Source organism: Thermosynechococcus sp. B3, from assembly GCF_030323045.1.
Lineage (GTDB): Bacteria > Cyanobacteriota > Cyanobacteriia > Thermosynechococcales > Thermosynechococcaceae > Thermosynechococcus.
In genome coordinates this window covers 1,598,795-1,620,057 of the sequence record NZ_CP097584.1, presented here as the reverse complement: position 1 = coordinate 1,620,057, position 21,263 = coordinate 1,598,795, and the positions used below count along the sequence as shown (strand labels likewise).

Annotated in this window: 21 protein-coding genes; 10 read left to right on the top strand and 11 right to left on the bottom strand. The window is 53.4% G+C overall.

The features are described 5' to 3' along the window. Positions 1–124: 124 nt before the first annotated feature. A complete protein-coding gene (locus M0646_RS08120) occupies positions 125–724 on the top strand; it encodes a hypothetical protein (protein WP_286649505.1) in 600 nt (199 codons plus the stop codon). Here the strand turns inward: M0646_RS08120 and folP are convergent. The 3 genes from folP to M0646_RS08105 are packed head-to-tail and all read right to left on the bottom strand — an operon-like array spanning position 721 to position 4,508. After that, positions 721–1,563: a dihydropteroate synthase gene (folP, locus tag M0646_RS08115; RefSeq protein ID WP_286649504.1), complete on the bottom strand. Its 843-nt coding sequence runs from the start codon at positions 1,561–1,563 to the stop codon at positions 721–723. The two genes, M0646_RS08120 and folP, sit on opposite strands and share 4 nt — an antisense overlap. Continuing rightward, positions 1,560–2,993: an MFS transporter gene (locus M0646_RS08110; RefSeq protein WP_286649503.1), complete on the bottom strand. Its 1,434-nt coding sequence runs from the start codon at positions 2,991–2,993 to the stop codon at positions 1,560–1,562. Before M0646_RS08110 ends, folP begins: the two co-directional genes overlap by 4 nt. Positions 2,994–3,029: 36 nt before the next feature. Beyond that, positions 3,030–4,508 carry a phosphoglucomutase/phosphomannomutase family protein gene (locus M0646_RS08105; RefSeq protein ID WP_149819810.1) on the bottom strand — a complete coding sequence of 493 codons (1,479 nt, stop codon included), beginning with the start codon at positions 4,506–4,508 and terminating at the stop codon, positions 3,030–3,032. A gap of 192 nt (positions 4,509–4,700) precedes the next feature. Between M0646_RS08105 and M0646_RS08100 the strand changes: the two genes are divergently transcribed. The 5 genes from M0646_RS08100 (at position 4,701) to cofG (ending at position 8,118) form a co-directional block, all read left to right on the top strand. Next, positions 4,701–5,303, top strand: coding sequence for a superoxide dismutase (locus M0646_RS08100; protein WP_149819807.1), 603 nt, complete (start codon positions 4,701–4,703; stop codon positions 5,301–5,303). Positions 5,304–5,506: 203 nt separating this feature from the next. Continuing rightward, entirely contained in the window at positions 5,507–6,499 is a 993-nt protein-coding gene (locus M0646_RS08095; RefSeq protein WP_149819805.1) for a CHAD domain-containing protein, read from the top strand. A gap of 119 nt (positions 6,500–6,618) precedes the next feature. Continuing rightward, entirely contained in the window at positions 6,619–6,864 is a 246-nt protein-coding gene (locus M0646_RS08090; protein WP_149819803.1) for a ferredoxin-thioredoxin reductase variable chain, read from the top strand. A gap of 11 nt (positions 6,865–6,875) precedes the next feature. Then, entirely contained in the window at positions 6,876–7,109 is a 234-nt protein-coding gene (locus M0646_RS08085; protein WP_149819801.1) for a hypothetical protein, read from the top strand. 58 nt (positions 7,110–7,167) lie between these two features. Continuing rightward, the gene (gene cofG, locus M0646_RS08080; protein WP_286625265.1) at positions 7,168–8,118 is read left to right on the top strand and encodes a 7,8-didemethyl-8-hydroxy-5-deazariboflavin synthase subunit CofG; all 951 of its coding nucleotides are present in this window, start codon (positions 7,168–7,170) and stop codon (positions 8,116–8,118) included. Here the strand turns inward: cofG and rsmI are convergent. From rsmI to M0646_RS08065, 3 genes are read right to left on the bottom strand one after another with little or no spacing between them, the layout of a single operon-like run. Further along, the gene (gene rsmI / locus M0646_RS08075) at positions 8,099–8,944 is read right to left on the bottom strand and encodes a 16S rRNA (cytidine(1402)-2'-O)-methyltransferase (protein WP_149819797.1); all 846 of its coding nucleotides are present in this window, start codon (positions 8,942–8,944) and stop codon (positions 8,099–8,101) included. The two genes, cofG and rsmI, sit on opposite strands and share 20 nt — an antisense overlap. Then, positions 8,944–9,546: a precorrin-6Y C5,15-methyltransferase subunit CbiT gene (gene cbiT / locus M0646_RS08070; protein WP_149819795.1), complete on the bottom strand. Its 603-nt coding sequence runs from the start codon at positions 9,544–9,546 to the stop codon at positions 8,944–8,946. Before cbiT ends, rsmI begins: the two co-directional genes overlap by 1 nt. A gap of 18 nt (positions 9,547–9,564) precedes the next feature. After that, the gene (locus M0646_RS08065; protein ID WP_286649502.1) at positions 9,565–10,041 is read right to left on the bottom strand and encodes an RNA-binding protein; all 477 of its coding nucleotides are present in this window, start codon (positions 10,039–10,041) and stop codon (positions 9,565–9,567) included. A gap of 342 nt (positions 10,042–10,383) precedes the next feature. Between M0646_RS08065 and bchI the strand changes: the two genes are divergently transcribed. Then, positions 10,384–11,451: a magnesium chelatase ATPase subunit I gene (gene bchI, locus M0646_RS08060; protein ID WP_286649501.1), complete on the top strand. Its 1,068-nt coding sequence runs from the start codon at positions 10,384–10,386 to the stop codon at positions 11,449–11,451. Positions 11,452–11,464: 13 nt separating this feature from the next. Here the strand turns inward: bchI and M0646_RS08055 are convergent, their stop codons facing one another. After that, positions 11,465–12,991, bottom strand: coding sequence for a hypothetical protein (locus tag M0646_RS08055; RefSeq protein ID WP_286649500.1), 1,527 nt, complete (start codon positions 12,989–12,991; stop codon positions 11,465–11,467). Positions 12,992–13,034: 43 nt separating this feature from the next. Beyond that, positions 13,035–13,883, bottom strand: coding sequence for a ribosome biogenesis GTPase YlqF (gene ylqF, locus M0646_RS08050; protein WP_286649499.1), 849 nt, complete (start codon positions 13,881–13,883; stop codon positions 13,035–13,037). 412 nt (positions 13,884–14,295) lie between these two features. Here ylqF and M0646_RS08045 point away from each other — a divergent pair, with 412 nt between their 5' ends. From M0646_RS08045 to M0646_RS08035, 3 genes are read left to right on the top strand one after another with little or no spacing between them, the layout of a single operon-like run. Beyond that, positions 14,296–15,723 carry a form I ribulose bisphosphate carboxylase large subunit gene (locus M0646_RS08045; protein WP_286649498.1) on the top strand — a complete coding sequence of 476 codons (1,428 nt, stop codon included), beginning with the start codon at positions 14,296–14,298 and terminating at the stop codon, positions 15,721–15,723. Between the two features lie 53 nt (positions 15,724–15,776). Then, positions 15,777–16,157 carry a RuBisCO chaperone RbcX gene (rcbX, locus tag M0646_RS08040; RefSeq protein WP_149819785.1) on the top strand — a complete coding sequence of 127 codons (381 nt, stop codon included), beginning with the start codon at positions 15,777–15,779 and terminating at the stop codon, positions 16,155–16,157. Between the two features lie 30 nt (positions 16,158–16,187). Then, a complete protein-coding gene (locus tag M0646_RS08035) occupies positions 16,188–16,544 on the top strand; it encodes a ribulose bisphosphate carboxylase small subunit (protein WP_149819783.1) in 357 nt (118 codons plus the stop codon). A 142-nt stretch (positions 16,545–16,686) separates the two neighbouring features. Here M0646_RS08035 and M0646_RS08030 read toward each other — a convergent pair whose 3' ends face one another. The 3 genes from M0646_RS08030 to M0646_RS08020 all read right to left on the bottom strand — a co-directional run bounded on the left by M0646_RS08030 (position 16,687) and on the right by M0646_RS08020 (position 21,261). Then, positions 16,687–19,416, bottom strand: a complete 2,730-nt coding sequence (locus tag M0646_RS08030) for a valine--tRNA ligase (protein ID WP_286649497.1) — start codon at positions 19,414–19,416, stop codon at positions 16,687–16,689. Positions 19,417–19,441: 25 nt separating this feature from the next. Beyond that, a complete protein-coding gene (fabG, locus tag M0646_RS08025) occupies positions 19,442–20,179 on the bottom strand; it encodes a 3-oxoacyl-[acyl-carrier-protein] reductase (RefSeq protein ID WP_286625256.1) in 738 nt (245 codons plus the stop codon). Positions 20,180–20,307: 128 nt separating this feature from the next. Next, positions 20,308–21,261: an Rpn family recombination-promoting nuclease/putative transposase gene (locus tag M0646_RS08020; RefSeq protein WP_286649496.1), complete on the bottom strand. Its 954-nt coding sequence runs from the start codon at positions 21,259–21,261 to the stop codon at positions 20,308–20,310. Positions 21,262–21,263: the final 2 nt, after the last annotated feature.

Genomic DNA, 21,263 nt, shown 5'->3' with positions numbered 1-21,263 from the left:
GCTGTTGTTAGGGATATGCATCCACCCAGAAAATTTGCGATCGCCCCGCCAAACCATCTTAATTAACAGGTGCCTTTGTCCTTAGAAATCGCTTATGCTCAGGGTGAATTCTTGAGAGGTTCCAATGCTCCCAGTCGCGATCGCCTCCCTACTCTTTGGTTTTGCCACCAATATGGATAACTTTAGCGTGGCCGTTAGCTATGGTCTGCGCCGCTATCGTATGAGTTGGCTGGGGAATGTCCTGATTGCGGCTCTTTCTGGTGGCAGTACCTTTTTGGCCATGGAGTTGGGTGGGTGGGTAGAGCAGTATGTGCCGTTGATTTGGACACAGCGGCTTGGCAGTGGCTTGCTAATCGTCATGGGGGCATCGGCACTGGGGGGAGTCTTGCTCAACTTGAATCATCCCTCTAAAACCATAAAGCCGAACTTATTACCGATTCTTGACTATGCCTATGACTTCACGCTCTACCAGTCGCTGCTGTTGGGTTTAGCATTGACCCTGACGAACCTTGCCACAGGGGTAGCTGCGGGTTTGGCACAGTTACCGATCGCTAGTGCTGTGATAGCGAGTACAGTAACCAGTTGGGTCTGCATTGGCAGTGGCTTTTGGTTGGGGCAGCAACTACGGGAACAAGCCCCTCTGCACTTTACGCCCTACTTAGAAGGCGCTGCCAGTCTGTTTCTGATAGCCATTGGTCTCCTGAAGTGGTTTGAGTCCCTCTAGGGCGATCGCCAGAGCACATCGGCCATCCGACACACCTGCACCATTGCCGCCACATCGTGGACACGCACCATCTCGACCCCTTGGGCAATGGCATGACAGCAGACCGCTGCGGTACCCCAAACCCGGTCTTTAGGATTGGGCAGGTTCAGGATATCACCAATAAAGCGTTTGCGCGATGGCCCCAGCAGGAGAGGATAGCCAAGGCTGTGAAATTGCCGCAGTTCTCGTAAAAGGGTGAGATTCTGGGGCGTGGTTTTGGCAAAGCCAATACCGGGATCAATCATCAGATGCTCGGGGAGAATGCCGCTGGCAACTGCCCGCTGCGTTTGTTCCTGAAAATAGCGAAGCAAATCACCAATCAAATCCTCGTAGTCCGTTAATTGCTGCATGGTGGCTGGCGTTCCCCGCCGATGCATGAGGATATAGGGCACCCCCAATGCCGCTACCGTGGCAAACATTTCCGGATCCGCCTGCCCGCCTGAGACATCGTTGACAATATTGGCACCGGCTTCGACGGCTGCGCGGGCAACCACCGCATGGGTGGTATCAATGGAAATGGGAATCTGCGACTGCTGACGGATGCCCTCAATCACGGGCAACACCCGCGCTAACTCAGCACTAATGGGCACTTCACTGGCGCCCGGACGGGTGGACTCACCGCCGATATCAATGACATCAACCCCTGCCGCCACCATCTCAAGGGCATGGGCAACGGCACTGGCGGGATTAAAAAAGTCACCGCCATCGCTAAAACTGTCGGGGGTGATATTTAAGATCCCCATGATGTAGGTGCGCTTCCCCCAAACAAGGGCGCGATCGCCCACGTACCAGCCCTTCATGCACTAGCCTCTCCTTGCCGTTTAGCGTGCAGCCTTAAGAGAATCTCTTGGTGTACCGCTTGCGTAATGGGATAGAGGTAGGCTAAAACAATGCCAATAATGAGAAAAAAGGTTGGTAGCGGTCCAATGGCAATGCGGATTGCCAACAGTGCCGAGGGGGGCTGAACGGGGCGCGGTTCACCGGCAACGCTGGAGAGGTAGCCTGCCCACTGCAAGGCCTGACCGACGAGAAATAGCCCCAAGGCAAGACCAATTTTTTGCAGTAGCACCATAAAGGCATAGAAGATCCCCTCCCGCCGTTGGCCACTGTTGAGTTCATCGAGATCAATCACATCGGGAATCATTGACCAAGGGACAAGGTAGGCCGTTGAAACCCCAAACCCCGCCAGAATCGCGCAGATATAGACCAGCGTTGTTTGTCCCGGCTGCAATAAAAACAAGCCAGCTTGGGCAATCATCCACAGTGCCATGCCCATGTAATAGACCGCCTTCTTGCCAATACGCCGACTCACGGCACTCCAAACAAAAAGCATGATCATCGCCGTCGATTGCACCGCCAGCGCCACTTGCGTATATTCAGCGGGGGACATTTGCAACCAATCGCCAATAAAAAAGGGAATCAGCGAGGCAGTAATTTGCACCGCTAGCCAAGAACAGAGGTAAATGCCCATCACGAATAGGAAGGGCCGATTGCTAAAGACCAACCGCAGTTGCGTCTTCAAGGGTAAAAGACTTTGGCCACTGCTGGGGGTATGCCGTTCAAACTCCCGTACCCGTCCCCGTGTGCCCCAGACACACCAATAGATGGGCAGCACAGATAATACAGCGGCAATGCCCCCTAGGACAATGTACTGAGTTTTGGGTTCCTTAATGACTTGGAAGAGAATTTGCGCCAATAGGAGTGAGCCAATACTGCCGCCAATGGAAAAGGCAAAGCGAAAACTATTCAGACTAGTGCGTTCGTTGTAGTCTTCTGTCAGTTCTGGTGTTAGGGCACTGTAGGGTAGGTTGACTGCGGTGTAAAACGTGTTAAAGAGGAGACCCATGAGAACGTAGTAGCCAAAGAGCAACCCTTGATCCGTCGTTGGTACCCACCAGTTCAAGAAAAAGCAAATGCCAAAGGGAAGGGCTGCTAGGATCATCCAGATGTGGCGGCGTCCCCACTTGCCCACAGGGGTGCGATCGCTGAGGTAGCCGATGATCGGATCATTGATGGCATCCCAGATTTTGCCAATCATCAACACACTGCCTGCCAAGCCCGCATTGAGGCCAGCCACATTGGTCAAGAACACCATCAGGAAAAACACCTGTAAATTGGCAGTGATGGCGGTTCCGAGATCACCAGCACCAAAGGCAAGTTTTGTCCATAGGGAAAGGGGCGAACGGGCACTGGTGGCAGCGGAGTTTGGGCTGGATGGGTCTAATGGCATGATGCGTTGTCCATTGCGATTGTTTTTTTTTAACGATTAGCCAGCCACTGCAACTGCCCATTGACTTGCCCATTCTAAAATGCGCTGCACCTGTTCAGGCGTTTTCCCTTGGCAGTAGAGGCGCAGCAGGGGTTCGGTGCCACTAAAGCGAATCAGTAACCAACCGCCATCGGCCAGATGAAACTTGTAGCCGTCAATGCTCTCCCAGTGGCTCACGGGGCTATCCAAAATCTGGGTGAAGGGATGCGCTGCTAGGATTGCTTCTAGTTGTTGTCGCTGCGCTAAGGACGCGAGGGTGAGATCAACGCGATCGTAGGCACTGTAAAAGTTCGTGGTTGCCTGCAACTGCTGATAGTATTCCCCTACGCTCAAGCCAGATGTCACTAGGGCTTGTAGTAGGTACAGTGCTGAGAGTAAGGCATCTCGTTCAGGAAGATGATGGCCATAGCCAATTCCCCCTGATTCTTCACCGCCCAAGAGGACAGCTTCCCCTGCCAGCATGCGATCGCCAATGTACTTAAAGCCAATGGGCGTTTCAATCACCGCTAAACCATGGTGGGCGGACACTCGCGCCACTAGATCAGAACTGCTAATGGATTTGATCACCGCCCCTCGGTAGCTACTGTGTTGTGCCAGATGATCAATCAAGATGGGAATAATTTCTTGGGCAGTGTACAGCACCCCCTCGCCATCAATGACTGCTAGGCGATCGGCATCACCATCAAAGACGAAACACACTGTTGGGGTGGCACTGTGTTGTTGCCGCAGTTGCTCTTGGGTTGCAGTTAAATAACGGCCAATGGGTTCAGGAGCACCTCCCCCAAAGAGGGGATCGCGATCGCGCCGAAACTCTGGTATCGCTAAATCCAACAAGCGCTCTAGCCCTCCTGCGGCCACCCCATGCATAACATCGGCACAGATCCGCAGCTTACCGCTGGCGATCGCCTCACGAATGGGGCTTGGATCAACATGAGTGCGCAAGGCCGCACAATAGCTGGGCCACGGATCAAAGACTTGATAGTCTGTTTTGGCCTCACCCACGGGTGGCGGCTCTCCCTGAGCTAACTGCGCTTCAATGGCTTGGGTGACGGTCGTGGGTACGGAGCCACCAAAGGCGCCCTTCACCTTCAGTCCCGCATAGATACCGGGATTGTGACTTGCCGTCATTACCAAGCCGCCAATGGCTCCCTCTGCTTTGACGGCCCAACTAAAGGCGGGGGTCGGTGCCGCACAATTTGAAAGCCACACCTCATAGCCTTGGCTCGCCAGTAATTGGGCAACGGCTGCGGCAAACTGTTCCGCTAAAAACCGGCGATCGTAGCCCACAATGATCCGAGGCGTTGTGCCCTTGCCATAGGTTTGATGGAGCACTGCCGCCGCTGCCTTGGCTGCCCGCAGCAGACGGTTAAAGGTAAACTCAGCGCCAATGATGCCGCGCCAGCCATCGGTACCAAAGCGAATCGGGGCATCCTCAGGAATCAAAACCTGATCTAGGCGAAGGACAGAAGCAACCATAGAACCCAAGACCCAAGAACCCCTCTGAACATATCATGCTGCGAGACAGCTCTTTTCTGAAGCGGAAAGGAGGATGATATAATTATTGCGAATTGTTAATTAGGCGATGGGCACTGCTGCTAGGTGCCTTTTGGCGATGACTGATCTCTAGTAGCCTAAACCTGCATCACCTTTAGAGAGGTATTGAGCACTATGGCATTTGTACAAGAACCCCTTCCCTTTGATCCGGGCGCCCTTGAACCCTATGGGATGTCTGCGAAAACCTTTGAATTTCACTATGGCAAGCACCATAAAGCCTACGTGGATAACCTCAATAAACTGACTCAAGATACGGAACTCGCTGACAAATCCCTTGAAGATGTCATTCGCATGACCTATGGCGATGCTGCCAAGGTGGGCATCTTCAACAATGCGGCTCAAGTGTGGAATCACACCTTCTTCTGGAATAGCCTCAAGCCCGGTGGCGGTGGCGCTCCTACGGGTGATGTGGCCGCCCGGATCAACAGTGCCTTTGGGAGCTACGACGAGTTCAAGTCCCAGTTCAAAAATGCAGCGGCGACCCAATTTGGTAGCGGTTGGGCATGGCTGGTGCTCGAAGCGGGTACGCTGAAAGTGACCAAAACCCCCAATGCCGAAAACCCCTTGGTTCACGGTCAAGTGCCCCTCCTGACGATTGATGTTTGGGAGCACGCCTACTATCTCGACTACCAAAACCGCCGTCCAGACTTCATTGATAACTTCCTCAACCAACTGGTGAACTGGGACTTTGTTGCTAAAAATCTAGCGGCTGCCTAAGTTTCCCAATTTTTTGTTCCGCTCTTACTGAATGACTTCACTGATTTCACTGATCCCCGTTCTGATCGAGCGGGGCTTTTTTTGCTGAGCCATGATTCAGCCACAACTATGGTTAAGTTAAAATTAAGATAAAAGTAACCTTGGTTAATAAACGTTAATTTAATAGTGGTATTCCTTTAGGCGTTGAGCAGGGAGGGGGTCTTATGGAAACCCTAGGGCATATCGCGTACGCCGCTTTTGAAAAGTACTACCGCAAAATTAGCAAACACGAGCCGGGGGTGATTCGCGATCGCGATGTTGAGGCAATTCACCAGATGCGGGTGGGCTTGCGCCGCCTGCGAACGGCTCTGGAGGTCTTTTGTAATACCGTACGTTTGCCCAAGGGAGTCTCCATTCAGCGGGTACGGGCGATCGCCGGCAGCCTCAGTCCCGTACGGGATTTGGATGTGATGATGCTGGCGCTCAAGGAGCAGTATTACCCTCACCTACCTCGCCCTGAGCAACAACAACTGGCAAAACTGATCAAAAAACTCGAAAAGCAACGGACAGAACTGCTACAAAAAGCCCTTCAATTGCTGCGCAGCGATCGCTATCGCAAATTGCAACAGGGGCTAGAAGAATGGCTAGCTGCCCCTCAATATCGTGAGATTGCCAACTTACCGACGGAACTGATTGCCCCAGATATTTTGTTGCCCTTGGTGTGTCAACTGTTGCTGCATCCGGGGTGGCAAGTGGCGATTGAATGGCAGGGCGATCGCCCCCTTTTCCTTGCGGTGAGTAACCCGCCCCAGTGGCTGCAAACAGCGGGTGAAGATCTCCACGATCTACGCAAGCAAGCCAAGCGGGTACGCTACCAAATGGAACTCTTTAGCAGTGTCTATGGAGACACCTTCACTGAACAGGTAGATGCCTTTGCTCAGTTGCAAGAACTCCTAGGCACACTTCACGATGGCGTTGTCCTCCATGACTTTTTCCGTACCCAACTTGGACTCAATCTTCGCCAAGCCTCTCCTTGCCTCGCAGAAATGATTGCCCTTGAGCAAACACGCCAGTGGCAAACTTGGCGCTCCGTCCAGCAGGAATACCTCAGCCCCGAAAAACGCCATCAAGTGCGCTCTCTACTCCTCATGCCACCAATGACAATAAGCGCCAATGGCAACTCCCTCGGTCATCCGATGATCTCCTCTGCCAACTGACAGAGGTCGGGCGGCAATGGTAACAATTGATGTTCAATTGTCCTAGGGCGATCGCCCTTGCCGATCCGTATGCGACGATAAAAACAAAACCCCTGCCAGTCGAGGAGAGCAAGAAACGAATGAGTGTTATGGAGCAACAAGCTTTAAGTGTCGGTCTGCGGGTACGCGTCAAGACCCCTACCATCGTCTATCACCATCCTGATCACCGTAACGAACCCTTTGACATTCAGGGCATGGAAGGGGAGATTTTCGCCATTCTCAGCGACTGGCAGGGCCGTCCCATTAGTCCCAACTACCCGATTCAGGTGCGGTTTAGTCCCAAGTTCATTGCCCATTTGCACCCCGACGAGCTGGAAGTGATTTAGGTACCCTCTATATGCCTCCCCGTTGGCCCCGTAAGCCCGATCGCCGTGATCCGAGCTATCGCCGTTTGGACGATCGCATGAATTTTGCGGTTCATGTTGCCCTTTTTGCTGCTTTTAACTCTGGTGGCTGGTTTTGGCATCAGGTGCAACCCACGGCAGTACCCTTTATGCCAACGGTAACGCTGGTGTGGTTAACGTTATTGGCAGGCCATGCCCTCTACGTGTTCGCGATCGCCCGTTATTGAGAAATTATCTCCTTGAACGCAGGGGTGCTGAGATAAGAGCACTTTTTCGTGAGTCTCCATGAGCGATGATCGCACCATCACCTATAGTCCAGCTTTTACTCTTGTACCGACGTACGAGTGTTTTAATCGCTGTACCTACTGCAACTTCCGTCAGGATATTGGCACGAGTGGTTGGTTGAGTTTAGAGGCGGCGGCTCAACAGTTGGCAGGGCTTGACCCCCAACAGGTGCGAGAAATTTTGATTCTCAGTGGCGAAGTTGCCCCCAACAGTCCCCAGCGTTCCCAATGGTTAGAGCGTCTCTATGATCTAGCCGCCTTAGCCTTGGATCAGGGATTTCTGCCCCATACCAATGCGGGTCCCCTCAATCGAGCAGAAATGGCCGCTCTCAAGGCGGTGAATGTCTCGATGGGACTGATGCTAGAGCAATTAACACCGAAGTTGTTGCAAAGCGTCCATCGCCATGCCCCTAGCAAGGATCCGCAACTGCGTTTACACCAACTGGAACAGGCCGGGGAACTGGGCATTCCCTTCACTACGGGCTTGCTCTTGGGCATTGGTGAAGAGCCGCAGGATTGGGCAGAAACGCTCACGGCCATTGCTGAGTGTCATCGGCGGTGGGGACATATTCAGGAGGTAATTTTGCAGCCCCACAGTCCCGGCCAGCAACAGGAAGCAGCATTGCCCCCCTTTGATCTGAGGCAATTACCGAACGTGGTACACTGGGCGCGATCGCTTTTGCCTGAAGACATCACGATTCAAATTCCTGCGAATCTGGTCACAGATCCAGAGGTCTTTCGGGCGTGCCTAAACGCGGGCGCTCGCGATTTGGGGGGCATCGTTCCCTTGGATCACGTCAATCCCGACTATCCCCACACCAATGTGGCAGCATTGAGGGAACAATTACAGGCGTGGGGATGGGAATTAGTGCCACGACTCCCCGTCTATCCCCAATTTGTGGATGGGTTGCCGTCGCCCTTGAGGGAGAAAGTTAAGGGGATGCCTGTTTGAGCTGGAGTCCCAGTTGATAGATGTCGCGCCGTGAAAGCCCTGTGAGATCTGCCAGTTGACGGCTGGCTTGGGTAAGAGAAAGGCCTTGGCTGAGAAGTGTCGCTAATTCGTCTGCGAGATGATTGGGATTCACGGCCACAGAGTGTTCAGGGGCACCGCCTAAAACCAGTGTGTATTCGCCACGGGGGGGATGCTCCTGTAGATAAGTGCAGGCAGTGCCGAGGGTTCCCCGCCAAAATTCTTCGTGGCGCTTTGTGAGTTCGCGGGCGAGGACGAGGGGGCGATCGTTCCCCAAGATTTGACATAACTCTGTTACCGTTTGCAGCAAGCGATGGGGGGCTTCGTAGAGAAGAATTGTGCGCGTTTCCTGTTGCAGTGCTGCTAATCGCTGCTGGCGATCGCGCCCCTTGGTCGGCAAAAACCCTTCAAAACAAAAGCGATTCATCGGTAATCCTGCGGCCATCAAGGCTGTTAAGGCAGCATTCGCGCCGGGAATCGGTGTGACCGGAATGGCTGCGGCAATACAGGCCGTGATCAATTCATAACCGGGATCCGACACCCCCGGTAACCCTGCATCGCTAACCAAGGCAATCTGTTGACCCGCCTCTAGGCGCTGAAGCAGTTGGGGCACGCGCTGTTGGGTATTGTGCTCATGGAGACTGATTTGGGGTGTGGTAATGCCAAAATGCTGTAACAGGCGGCCGGTGTGGCGTGTATCCTCCGCAGCAATGAGATCCACCGCCTTGAGAATGCGCAGGGCACGAGCGCTTATATCCTCAAGATTGCCAATGGGGGTACCCACCACCCACAGTTGCCCGCTGCCCATTAGGAAATTTTCTCGCCACTGAGAATAAAGATCGGTTCCACTGCTGCAAAAATTTGGTGGCCGCCCCGCGTTTCCAGACGATTGATCACTGATTGCACCACCTCTAGGCTGCGGGCTTGGACTGTCGCAAACCCTTCAGAGAGGGCATAGAGATTTTCTAAACTGCTGGCGATCGCCACCAAGCGACCACCGGGCGCAAGATACTCCCACGCTTGCAGCAAAACTTCCTTAATCGGGCGCCCCCCCTCGAGACAAATGCGCTGCGGTGTGCGACATAACTGGGGAAAGCAATCTGGAGCGGAACCGGCAACAATCTGCACATTCTTGACGCCAAAGCGATCGCAATTGCGCTGGATCAGATCAACCACTTCCTCGTCTCGTTCAACGGCAATCACCTGTCCCCGCTTTGCCAAGCGTGCCGCCTCAACAGCGATCGTACCCGTGCCCGCGCCCACATCCCAAAGACAAGAGTCCGGCTCAAGGCGCAAATAGGAGAGCATCAATAATCGCGTTTCCCGTTGGGTGAGGGGAATACCTGGTAAGCGCTCAAAGAGCCCATCGGGGATACCCGGGGTCACAAATGGCCAGGGATCCGCCGTCATAGAAACTGCCTAAAATACTTAAGCGTTGCTGCTTTGGGCAAGGAGTCGTTCCTTAAGCTGTGCTAGGGCATCTGCCCAGCGGGGATCCGGTTGAGCAGCTTCCGTATCCATGGAGCTATATTCAGCCGGCGCCGAATTGGCTTGGGTACGCCGCCCATTGTTTTTATTATTTTTGCGATTATTGCGGTTGCTGGGAGTGGCTTTTTCAGCCACTGCTTCTTCTTTTTCCTTAGCTTCAGATTTCGGCTTGTCGTTGGCCTTCTCAATCTTGAGGGGATTGTCCTTAAAGGTGTAGCCGTTGAGTTTCTCAATCACCTGATCCGCCACTTCCTCGGATTCAACGGTGACAAAGCCGAAACCGCGGCACTTACCAGTCTTGCGATCGGTAATCAGTTTAGTGGTGCCTACTTCGCCCACTTCTTGGTTAAATAGGGCTTCTAGCTCTTCGCGGCTCAGTTCACGCGGCAGATTGCCCACATATAAACGCACGGACATAAAGAAACCTCCCTTAGGCAGCTTAAAAACAACACAATTGAAAAATGGACAGTCGGGCGTGAGAAACCGCTCGCAACTGAGGCCTACGTCCCGCAATGGTACGCAAAGTCTCCGCCTTTATTAGTGGTGTAAAATGACTGGATGGGTTCACAGCGATTGTTGCTAATTGAGAACCTGCATGGATGTCGCAGAGCAAAAGCAATGAGAGCGCTTAAGCTCCTTAATTGTCCCTACTTAGGGTATCACAGTTCCTCCACCTAGGGCTAGGATTTTGCGGAAAAATTTTGCTGTGGCAGCGCAAGCCCAATGTGGCACAATAATCAATGCTGTTTTTGCGATGTGATGCCTGTGACTGCGACTGCTGTCCCTCGTCGGCCTGTTTTTCCCTTTACGGCAATTGTCGGTCAAGACGAAATGAAACTGTCATTGTTGCTCAATGTCATTGACCCCAAAATTGGTGGCGTCATGATCATGGGCGATCGCGGCACGGGCAAATCAACCACCATTCGCGCCCTCGCGGATCTGCTGCCGGAAATTGAGGTGGTCGCCGATGACCCCTTCAACAGTCATCCTAGCGATCCCGATCTGATGAGCGATGCGGTCAAGGTGGCCGTAGCAGCGGGTGAACCCCTTCACACCATCAAGAAAAAAGTACCGATGGTGGATCTGCCCTTGGGGGCAACCGAGGATCGGGTCTGCGGCACCATTGATATTGAAAAAGCCCTTGCTGAGGGGGTGAAAGCCTTTGAGCCCGGACTCTTGGCCAAGGCCAATCGCGGTATTCTCTATGTGGACGAGGTGAACCTGCTGGATGATCACCTAGTGGATGTGCTGCTCGATGCCGCTGCCTCCGGCTGGAATACCGTTGAGCGCGAAGGCATTTCAATTCGTCACCCGGCACGCTTTGTCTTGGTCGGCTCTGGTAACCCTGAAGAAGGGGAACTGCGACCGCAACTGCTGGATCGCTTTGGCATGCACGCTGAAATTCGCACCGTCAAGGATCCAACCCTGCGGGTGGAAATAGTGGAACAGCGATCGCAATTTGATCAAAACCCCGAAGCCTTTTTGGCCAAATACCAAGCCCAACAGGAAGCACTGCAAGCCAAGCTAGTTGCCGCCCAAGCCCTACTGCCCAGCGTTACCATTGATCACGAACTGCGGGTGAAAATTTCCCAAGTGTGCGCTGAGCTAGATGTGGATGGCCTGCGGGGAGACATTGTTACTAACCGCGCGGCCAAGGCGCTAGCCGCCTTTGAGGGACGCACGGATGTCACCGTTGAGGATATTGCGCGGGTGATTGTCCTCTGTCTGCGCCACCGCCTGCGCAAGGATCCCCTCGAGTCCATTGACTCCGGCTACAAGGTGGGCAAAGTCTTCCAAGAGGTCTTTGGGGTGGAGATTGCTGCTTAGGCTGGGATTGGGATTACTTCAGTTGCTCTAGTCCCCACTCGTAGAGCGATCGCGCCACCCCTTTTTCTGGCATTTGTTCTTGATTGAGAACTTGGCAAAGGACATTTAACAGCCCTTGATGAATTTCACTTAGGGAGGCCTCTTCTGAAACGTCGGCTAACGCGGTTAGCTTTTGACGAGTGATCGCTCGATTGCGGTGAACAACGCCATTGCGATATCCATTGATCGTCTCCAGCTTTTTAACAAGGTCATCATCGTCCGATCGCTGCTCCACTTTTGCCCAAGTTCGCCACAGCACCCCCAATGGCAATTTCTTCGGATCACGATAGTTGCCCTCCTGCAAGAATGCCTCACCTAAGTGCCCCTGAGTGTGCCAATCTTCCTGTTCGCATCGCCAAAACAGGAGCCGTTCAAGCATCTGGGCAAATTGCATAAAGGCGAGGGTATAGTTCGCCTGCTGCAAGCTCAGATCAATGAATAGCTCAAATTCCCAAATTTTCAAGAACTTGCTGGTGGCCGTTTCACTATTGGGACAGCGAGTGACCGTCGCGTCGCGCCACTGGTTCCGTTGAGCTTTGCGAGCCACTGGTCTCGTAGACTCTTGATCCAGCCAGCGTTGCCCCTGAATTCCCTTGAGAAAATCTTGAATACTCCAGTTTTTTGCTAAGGCAAGGCGATCGGCCAAGTGATAGAGCGCTTCATAGCGATCGCGATGGGCTTCAAGGAGTACCTTTGCAGCCGTAAAGTCGCCCCGTTTCCATGCTGTGGCAATCCGCTGGCGCTCTAGGGGCCAAAAGATCTCACCTAAAGAGACCACTTCAAAAGATTCAGCACTGCGAGCAGACTGATTGCTTGGATCAAAGAACGGTTTTGGCTCTGTTGGAATAATTTTGCAAACGGGATACTGACGCATGAGAACTGCTGCAATCATGTTCAAAGCATCTGCCATTTGAGGGACAGACCCCTTTGTTTGAATTTGCAACTGCCAATTGCTAGCCGCGTTCTCTGGCAAACGCTCAATATATTGCTCTAACTGCTTTTCCGTGAAGTCCCACAGGGCTTGCCTCTCATTCACATCAACTGGACAGTTCCAAACCGTGACGTTGAGGTGGGGATAGCGCTGCTGAATTGCCCCTGCCATCAACTGCGCCAGCCAACAAGTATCCATGGCGTAAAATTGCCAACCGACCGATTCTGGCTGATCCGTTCCCCAGAGAATCACGTCTGCGGTTTCCGTTGGCGTGGCATAGTGCTCCGCCAAGATTTGCTCATCCAGCAGCAAAACCACGGGTGAAAAGTCATTCTTGGCTTGACAATGCCGATAAACGATTTCACTTAAATAGCGCACGTTGTGGCGGTGCTTTGCCTCAGGATCATGAAAACCCCGTTCGATGCCAAATTCCGCGTACAACTCACTCAGGTGAGGTGGCGCATCCCCCTTACAGGCAGGATCACCATCAGCTCCAAAATTGCGCACAATACCATCCTTGCACCGCCAGCCCACCTGTCGGTTGCCCACAGTAATCATCAGTGTTTTCATGGCACAGCAATTAAAATTGCAGAAATACCTACATACTAAATACTTACATGCTATTTTGTAAAGGGGGATGCTCAAGGGCGATCGCCCCCAAGTAACCGCGGCGATAGTCTTGCAAAAGTTGACGAGCCGCCCGTTCCAAGTCGCCGTGGTAGCGCTTAGTGGCGAGATCATGAAGATAGGTTTCACCCGTGTCGGTGACGGCTAGACCATAGCGAGCGCTGAGGCGATCGGCCTGTCCCAACTGGTGCAGTAGCTCAACAAGAATCGGCGCCACCCGACAAGGATCGTAGGCAGCTTGGCCAATGTCATCGCAAATGGCTAGTTTCACCGCAGCGTCTTGGTTCTTGAAATTCATGGGCAACACCCCCGGCGCATCCAAGAGTTCCAAGGTGGGGGACAAACGCACCCAACGCAGTTGCCGCGTCACCCCCGGCCGAGCGGCACTCTCGACCACCCGCTGCTGCAAAAGGCGATTGATCAAGGCAGATTTGCCCACATTGGGAAATCCCAGAACCACAGCCCGCACGGCTCTTACTTGCATGCCCCGCTGTTGGCGGCGTTGATTCATGACAGCCCCTGCCTGCACCGTCGCCTGTTGGAGGCGGTAAATGCCTTCCCCACGCTGCGCATTGGTGAAAAAGACGGTTTCTCCTTGGGTCTCAAACCAAGTGAGCCACTCTTGGTGATCGCGATCGCTAATCCTGTCCATACCATTGAGCACTAAGAGGCGTTGCTTGCCACTGGCCCACTGCCGAATTTGGGGATGGCAACTGGCCAAGGGAATCCGTGCATCCCGCACTTCTAAGATCACATCCACCTGTTTCAGTTGTTCCTTGAGGGCACGTTCGGCCTTGGCAATGTGGCCGGGATACCATTGAATGATCGGACTCATAGAAATTCCACCCCCTTTTTTACAAAAACAATAGAGCGATCGCCCCCCATGAGTGCCATTCAATTGATTTCGGATAATCCTCAATCATTTTTGAATAGAGAGAAGACTATAGTTATGCGCCTCTGATTAGAAACCCATAAACAACTCTAAAGATTGATAACCCAAACCTATAGAATAATTAAGAATCTCCAAAGCAAAAGTTATTGCATTGGGTATCAACTAAGCTGATGCTAAGCATAAGACCTACGACCATATCACAGGCTTGCGGATGGTTGCATCCTCTCGCTGAGTTTTGCATTGCTCAATTTTGCCCCATTTTCGGGGAATCGTAGCGTTCACACTACCCATTGCAAAGGTTGCCCGTAGAGATTGCTCTACTTGGCACAGTAGCTGTTAAAGAGGAAAAATGTCTATGGCCTACACGCAATCTAAATCCCAGAAAGCTGGGTATCAGGCAGGGGTAAAAGATTACCGCCTGACCTATTACACCCCGGATTACACCCCCAAAGACACTGATATTCTAGCGGCCTTTCGTGTGACCCCGCAGCCGGGCGTGCCCTTTGAAGAAGCTGCTGCCGCCGTTGCCGCCGAATCCTCGACAGGGACATGGACCACCGTGTGGACCGACCTGCTGACCGACTTGGATCGCTACAAAGGTCGCTGCTACGACATCGAGCCCCTGCCGGGTGAAGATAATCAGTTCATCGCCTACATTGCCTACCCGCTGGATCTCTTTGAAGAAGGCTCGGTCACCAACATGCTGACCTCCATTGTGGGGAACGTGTTTGGTTTCAAAGCCCTCAAAGCGCTGCGCCTTGAAGACCTGCGGATTCCTGTGGCTTACCTGAAAACCTTCCAAGGGCCACCCCACGGGATTCAAGTGGAACGCGACAAATTGAATAAATACGGTCGTCCCCTCTTGGGCTGCACCATTAAGCCGAAACTGGGTCTGTCGGCGAAAAACTATGGCCGTGCTGTTTATGAATGCTTGCGCGGTGGTCTGGACTTCACCAAAGATGACGAAAACATCAACTCCCAGCCTTTCCAACGCTGGCGCGATCGCTTCCTGTTTGTCGCCGATGCCATTCACAAAGCCCAGGCTGAAACTGGCGAAATCAAAGGCCACTATCTCAACGTAACCGCTCCCACTTGCGAGGAAATGCTGAAGCGGGCAGAGTTTGCCAAAGAACTGGAAATGCCCATCATCATGCATGACTTCCTGACCGCGGGGTTCACTGCCAACACTACCTTGGCCAAATGGTGCCGTGACAATGGCATGCTACTGCACATTCACCGCGCTATGCACGCTGTGATTGACCGTCAGAAAAACCACGGCATCCACTTCCGGGTCTTGGCCAAGTGCTTGCGGATGTCTGGTGGTGACCACATCCACACCGGTACCGTTGTCGGTAAGCTGGAAGGGGATAAAGCCATCACCCTTGGTTTTATCGATCTGTTGCGGGAAAACTACATTGAGCAGGATCGCTCTCGTGGCATTTACTTCACCCAAGACTGGGCCTCGATGCCAGGAGTGATGGCGGTGGCTTCTGGTGGCATTCACGTCTGGCACATGCCCGCACTGGTGGACATTTTTGGTGATGATTCTGTGCTGCAATTTGGGGGCGGCACACTTGGTCACCCTTGGGGGAATGCACCGGGGGCAACTGCGAACCGGGTCGCCCTTGAAGCCTGCATCCAAGCCCGCAACGAAGGTCGTGACCTGATGCGCGAAGGCGGCGACATCATCCGCGAAGCCGCTCGCTGGAGTCCAGAACTGGCTGCTGCCTGCGAACTCTGGAAAGAAATCAAGTTCGAGTTTGAAGCGCAAGACACGATCTAGGTGGTGCAGTTGGGGTTCAATCGGAGCTACGGCAACGATTTCCCCGTAGGTCTATGGATGTCAAGCACATTGCGAAGCAAACCACCAAAACCCTGATGAGTTATCTCACCTATCAGGCCGTGCGAACCGTGATTGGGCAACTGGCCGAAACCGATCCACCGCGATCGCTCTGGCTACACCAGTTCACGAGTCAAGAAAGTATCCAAGACGGTGAACGCTACTTGGAAGCCCTCTTTCGCGAACAGCCCGATCTCGGTTTTCGCATCCTCACGGTACGCGAACATCTTGCGGAAATGGTGGCAGACTACCTGCCAGAAATGCTACGTGCGGGCATCCAGCAGGCCAATTTGCAACAACGCTGTCAACAACTGGAGCGAATGACCCAAGTGTCGGAAGCCAATGTTGAGAGCAGCAACCCAGAAACCCCTGAATAATTTGTTGACTGTGAACCAATTGAGGAACCTATGAAAACACTGCCCAAAGAGCGTCGTTACGAAACCTTCTCCTACCTGCCTCCCCTCAGTGACGCCCAAATTGCTCGCCAAATCCAGTACGCCATTGATCAGGGCTACCACCCCTGCGTAGAGTTCAACGAAACCTCTGATGCTGAGATTCACTACTGGACGATGTGGAAGCTGCCCCTGTTTAACTGCACCAATGCCCAAGAGGTGCTCAACGAGGTGCAGCAGTGCCGCTCGGAATATCCCAACTGCTTCGTCCGGGTGGTGGCCTTTGACAATATCAAGCAGTGCCAAGTGATGGGCTTTATTGTCTACAAGCCCAATCAGGCCAACAGCGGCTACGGCGGCTATCGCTACTAAGGCTGAGATTTTCTCAGTCCATTTCAGGGGGGAAACACCCCCCTATTTTTTATTGCTTTTTATTGCATGTTAACGAGGCGAGCGATCGCGCAAATAGGCTTCGACTGCTTGCGGTGCCGTTTTCTACTGATCAGAATTGGGTTTAGGCATCGGCACTCAGGGATTGGAGTCGGCGCTGAATAATCGCGAGTTGCTGTTGGGCAGCGGTCAATTGCGCCTGAGCCGTAGCCACCACCTCTGGTTGGGCTTTGTTAACAAAATTGGGGTTGTTGAGGCGAGCCGTTAAAGATTGAATGTCTTTGGTCAGGCGATCGCCCTCCTTCTGGAGTTTTGTTACCAAGGCCTCCACATCTACGACCCCCGCTAGGGGAATGAGCACCTCGCTTTTGCCAACCACACCACTAAACACCTGCTGCGGAATTTGCAGTCCAGTACCAATGGTTAGCGACTCGAGACGCGCTAGGTGTTGAATATCTGTCGCCCCAGCCTCAAAGATCGGTGCTTCCTCAGCACTGGCCTCAATCAAGGCCGTAATATACAACCCCGGCTTAATCCCCGCCTCTGCCCGCAGATTGCGAAGGGTGCGGATGGTTTCAATCAAAAGGCTAAATTGGGCTTCAAGGTCAGGGTCAATGGCGCGGCGATTTACTTTCGGGTAGGGTTGTACCGCTAAAACTTCCCTGTCTCCCACCTGATGCAGCGTGTGCCAAATTTCCTCTGTAATGTGGGGCATGAAAGGATGGAGCAGCTTCAGGATACCATCGAGAACCGTAGCTAGCACCTGTTGCGCCGTGCGCTTGGCTTTGGCGTTTTCCCCTTGCAAACGGGGTTTCACCAGTTCAATGTACCAGTCGCAAAAATCCCCCCAGATGAATTCGTAGAGTCCCTTGGCCGCCTCCCCAAGGCCATAGCTTTCAATGCGTTCGCGGGTGGTTTGAATGGCCGTGTGGTAGCGACTGAGAATCCAGCGATCGCTAGCCGCCAAGTCCCGCCGCCGCGGTGTCCCCAACTGGCTGGGGGTTTGCCCCTCTAGATTCAGCAGCACAAAGCGAGAGGCATTCCAAAGCTTGTTGGCAAAGTTGCGGCCAGCTTCGACGGTTGCCGATTCATCGGTTTTGCGGTTGTACTCTAGGCGAATATCCTGTCCGGCGCCGACCACTTCCTTGACTAAGCTATAGCGCAGGGCATCGGTGCCGTATTTTTCAATTAAGATCAGCGGGTCAATGCCGTTGTTGGCAGACTTGGACATTTTTTTGTTGTTTTCGTCCCGCACCAAGCCGTGGATATAGACATCGCGGAAGGGGATTTTACCGGTGAAGTACTGCCCCATCATTGTCATCCGCGCCACCCAGAAAAAGATGATGTCAAAGCCGGTGACCAAGGTGGCAGTAGGGTAGTAGCAGTGATAGTCTGGCGTATCATCCGGCCAGCCCAAGGTGGAAAAGGGCCATAGACCAGAGGAAAACCACGTATCCAGTACGTCCTGATCCTGCTGGAGCTGAATCTCCTTGCCAAATTGGGCGATCGCCTTGGCGCGGGCAGCGGCCTCATCCATGGCCACCACAAAGGGCGTGTCATCGCGCACTTCGCCTTCGGTTTCACTGACCACATACCAAGCGGGAATTTGATGCCCCCACCACAGTTGCCGTGAAATACACCAATCCCGTAAGTTCACCAGCCAATCGCGATAGACCTTTGCCCAGCGATCGGGGATAAAGCGGGGGGAGTGCTTTTTATCCAGTGCCTTGAGGGTGGCATCCGCGAGGGGACGAATTTTCACAAACCATTGGGTAGAGAGGAGCGGTTCAATGGGCACTTTGCCGCGATCGCTATAGGGAACGGTGTGTTTATAGTCCTCCACCCGTACCAAAAAGCCCTCTGCCTCTAGGCGAGCCACCACCTGTTGACGCGCCACAAAGCGATCCAGACCTGCAAACTCGCCAGCATTCTCATTGAGGGTGCCATCCTTATTCATCAGGTTAATCATGGGTAGGTGATGGCGTTGCCCCATGACAAAATCATTGGGATCGTGGGCTGGGGTGACTTTCACACAGCCGGTGCCAAAGGTCGGATCTACTAAGGGATCGCCAATAATGGGAATTTCCCGATTCATCAGGGGAAGCCGCAGCGTTTTGCCAATCAAATGGCGATAGCGATCGTCCTCAGGGTGAACCGCCACCGCTGTATCTCCCAGCATCGTTTCTGGCCGGGTCGTCGCCACCTCCAAATAGCCTGAGCCATCCGTCAGCGGATAGCGAAAATGCCAGAGATGCCCCTGTACTTCACGGTTTTCCACTTCTAAATCCGAGACTGCCGATTGACTGGCGGGGCACCAGTTCACCAAATACTTACCGCGATAGATCAGCCCTGCTTCATAGAGGCGATTAAAGGCGGTCAGCACCGCCCGCGACAACCCCTCGTCCATGGTGAAGCGTTCGCGCGACCAATCCACCGATAGTCCCAAGCGACGAATTTGGCCGACAATCGTATTGCCCGATGACTCCTTCCACGCCCAAGCCCGCTGGAGATAGGCCTCTCGTCCCAAGGCAAAGCGGTTGGTGCCCTCCGCCTGCAACTGTTGATCCAAAATCGTGCTAACAGCAATACTGGCATGGTCTGTCCCCGGCAGCCAGAGAACGTTGCGACCAATCATGCGGTAATAGCGAATCAGCACATCAATCAGGGCGTGCTCAAAGGCGTGCCCCATGTGCAAACTGCCGGTGACATTCGGAGGCGGAATGACAATGCAATAGGGCTTGCCGGGGTGGTTGGGATCGGCGTGAAAGACACCACTGCTTTCCCAAAGCTGTTGCCATTTGGCCTCGGTTTGCTTGGGATCGTATTGACTGGGGAGGGTAATCGCGTCGGTCATGGGTTGTTGCACTACTCCAAGGCGCCTAGGCCATCACCATACCACCATCCACATTGAAGACTTGCCCCGTAATGTAAGCGGCTGCCGGATCCAAGGCCAAAAAGCGCACCATCCCCGCCACTTCTGTGGGTTCACCATACCGCCCTAGAGGAATGAATTTAAGAATGTCCTCCGCCTTGAGTCCAGCGGTCATCTCAGTGGCAATAAAACCGGGGGCAACGGCATTCACGGTAATGCCCCGACTGGCGAGTTCTTTGGCCACAGTTTTGCTAAACCCAATCACGCCTGCTTTGGCAGCACTGTAGTTGGCTTGGCCAGGGTTGCCCATTTGCCCGGCCACAGAGGCAATGTTGATAATTCGTCCCCGCTTTTGCTTGAGCATCAGTTTACTCACCGCACGGGTACACAGGAAGACCCCCGTCAGGTTCAGGTTAATCACGGCCTGCCAATCCTCGAGGCTCATGCGCAGCAGCAGCGTGTCGCGGGTAATGCCGGCATTGTTGACCAGCACATCGACGCGGCCATAGGTGTCCACAGTTTTGGCCACAAGGGTATCGACCTGCTCAGGGACAGACACATCGGCAGCAATCGCGATCGCTGTTCCCCCTTGCTGTTCAATCATTTGCACCACTTCAAGGGCAGCTTCAGCAGAACGGGCGTAGTTAACCACTACCGTGGCTCCTGCTTTTGCCAGCTCGAGGGCGATCGCCCGACCAATTCCCCGTGAGGCACCAGTGACAATGGCAACGGCTGCTTCGCTCAAATCAGTTCTCTCCTAAGGGCAAAAATGCTGCACGTATGGATAATCCATCACAAATTTTAACAGCCGATGTTACCCCTCTTGGGTCTAGGGCATGTCAACCCAATAGATCAACACGCGAGGCAGTATTCTTAGGCGGAGTGATCGAGCCAATCAAACACTGCCTCTAGGTCAGTGAAGTCTAGGAGTGCTTCTGCCAACGCTTCGATTTGATCGGGAGAGAGCTGACGAATCCGTTCTTCAAGGTCATTGGGCACACTGCCAAACCGCCGCCTTAACTGCCGCAGGACAACGGCTGCTTCGCCTTGCTGTAGCCCTTGTTGCAATCCTTGTTGCAATCCTTGCTGCAATCCTTGCTGCAATCCTTGTTGCAATCCCTGTTGCAATCCCTGCTGTAATCCCTGCTGTAATCCCTGCTGTAATCCATCCTCTCGCGCCTCAGCATAAACCTCTTGATAAAACCGCGTCCGCTTTAGTTCCTCAGTGGTAAACCCCAGCATGCGCAGCACCTCCTCGCGACTCAGCTTGGTGAATTTGTACAACACAATGGTGGTGATCAACTCCATTATGACTTCTGGCCTTGGAACCGCCTCTATGCGAGTGCGCTCTGCCAGCAACCGTGCTGCTGTCGGCATTTCTGCTTCAGGTAACACTGTGAGCTGCATCAGCGCTAGGCTCAATGGCAACGCCTCAAGTGACCCCAGTTCATTCAAATAGACCCGATGCAGGCGATGACTATTCACCAACACCTCATAGGGGTCAAAGGACACTTGTTCTGCTTGACGATGGGGATAAATCACCACCGCTTGCCAGTCAGAAAAGGTGTGGCGATACAGCCGCAGATAGAGAAAGATTTCCGCAAAGAAGCGTTCATAGAAGCTGTTATCGCGCTGAAACTGCACCTCACAGAAATAGACGATTCCTGAGGGGTCAGGGGGCATGAAGACGCCATCAATGCGAAAGGCCGTTTGCTTGAGTTCGACGGACTCAAAACGATACCCCTGAGGGGTGTCTCTGCCCAAAAGGTCAAAGAGGGTCTGGGGTAGTTGGGCAAACAGTTGGTAAAAAAGAGAGTCACGGCGCATGG

Excerpts from the sequence above, each read along its gene's own strand:
- M0646_RS08120 (WP_286649505.1), top strand. The coding sequence starts at position 125 with ATGCTCCCAGTCGCGATCGCCTCCCTACTCTTTGGTTTTGCCACCAAT.
- folP (WP_286649504.1), bottom strand. The coding sequence starts at position 1,563 with ATGAAGGGCTGGTACGTGGGCGATCGCGCCCTTGTTTGGGGGAAGCGC.
- M0646_RS08110 (WP_286649503.1), bottom strand. The coding sequence starts at position 2,993 with ATGCCATTAGACCCATCCAGCCCAAACTCCGCTGCCACCAGTGCCCGT.
- M0646_RS08105 (WP_149819810.1), bottom strand. The coding sequence starts at position 4,508 with ATGGTTGCTTCTGTCCTTCGCCTAGATCAGGTTTTGATTCCTGAGGAT.
- M0646_RS08100 (WP_149819807.1), top strand. The coding sequence starts at position 4,701 with ATGGCATTTGTACAAGAACCCCTTCCCTTTGATCCGGGCGCCCTTGAA.
- M0646_RS08095 (WP_149819805.1), top strand. The coding sequence starts at position 5,507 with ATGGAAACCCTAGGGCATATCGCGTACGCCGCTTTTGAAAAGTACTAC.
- M0646_RS08090 (WP_149819803.1), top strand. The coding sequence starts at position 6,619 with ATGAGTGTTATGGAGCAACAAGCTTTAAGTGTCGGTCTGCGGGTACGC.
- M0646_RS08085 (WP_149819801.1), top strand. The coding sequence starts at position 6,876 with ATGCCTCCCCGTTGGCCCCGTAAGCCCGATCGCCGTGATCCGAGCTAT.
- cofG (WP_286625265.1), top strand. The coding sequence starts at position 7,168 with ATGAGCGATGATCGCACCATCACCTATAGTCCAGCTTTTACTCTTGTA.
- rsmI (WP_149819797.1), bottom strand. The coding sequence starts at position 8,944 with ATGGGCAGCGGGCAACTGTGGGTGGTGGGTACCCCCATTGGCAATCTT.
- cbiT (WP_149819795.1), bottom strand. The coding sequence starts at position 9,546 with ATGACGGCGGATCCCTGGCCATTTGTGACCCCGGGTATCCCCGATGGG.
- M0646_RS08065 (WP_286649502.1), bottom strand. The coding sequence starts at position 10,041 with ATGTCCGTGCGTTTATATGTGGGCAATCTGCCGCGTGAACTGAGCCGC.
- bchI (WP_286649501.1), top strand. The coding sequence starts at position 10,384 with ATGCCTGTGACTGCGACTGCTGTCCCTCGTCGGCCTGTTTTTCCCTTT.
- M0646_RS08055 (WP_286649500.1), bottom strand. The coding sequence starts at position 12,991 with ATGAAAACACTGATGATTACTGTGGGCAACCGACAGGTGGGCTGGCGG.
- ylqF (WP_286649499.1), bottom strand. The coding sequence starts at position 13,883 with ATGAGTCCGATCATTCAATGGTATCCCGGCCACATTGCCAAGGCCGAA.
- M0646_RS08045 (WP_286649498.1), top strand. The coding sequence starts at position 14,296 with ATGGCCTACACGCAATCTAAATCCCAGAAAGCTGGGTATCAGGCAGGG.
- rcbX (WP_149819785.1), top strand. The coding sequence starts at position 15,777 with ATGGATGTCAAGCACATTGCGAAGCAAACCACCAAAACCCTGATGAGT.
- M0646_RS08035 (WP_149819783.1), top strand. The coding sequence starts at position 16,188 with ATGAAAACACTGCCCAAAGAGCGTCGTTACGAAACCTTCTCCTACCTG.
- M0646_RS08030 (WP_286649497.1), bottom strand. The coding sequence starts at position 19,416 with ATGACCGACGCGATTACCCTCCCCAGTCAATACGATCCCAAGCAAACC.
- M0646_RS08020 (WP_286649496.1), bottom strand. The coding sequence starts at position 21,261 with ATGCGCCGTGACTCTCTTTTTTACCAACTGTTTGCCCAACTACCCCAG.